We start from the raw sequence: 240 nt of genomic DNA, 5'->3' as shown, positions 1-240 counted from the left end.
CGAGCGTGACTGCTCCATCCAGCGCCGCAACCAGAAGGTCGTCGAGCGGGCGCCCGCACCTTATCTCTCCGAAGCGCAGCGCCAGGAACTGGCCGCCTATTCGCTGAAGATCGCCAAGGCCACCAACTATATCGGTGCCGGCACCGTCGAATATCTGATGGATGCCGATACCGGCAAATTCTACTTCATCGAAGTCAACCCGCGTATCCAGGTCGAGCACACGGTCACCGAAGTCGTCAC

1 pseudogene is annotated in these 240 nt (G+C 60.0%); it reads left to right on the top strand.

The annotated features are described in order from the left end of the window. Positions 1–240 (top strand): annotated as a pseudogene (locus SB764_RS44200) (carbamoyl phosphate synthase); the annotation flags it as partial.

The sequence above is a fragment of the Paraburkholderia sp. SIMBA_027 genome (genome assembly GCF_046535315.1).
Taxonomy (GTDB): Bacteria; Pseudomonadota; Gammaproteobacteria; order Burkholderiales; family Burkholderiaceae; genus Paraburkholderia; species Paraburkholderia tropica.
This window is presented reverse-complemented; position numbering and strand designations above follow the sequence as displayed.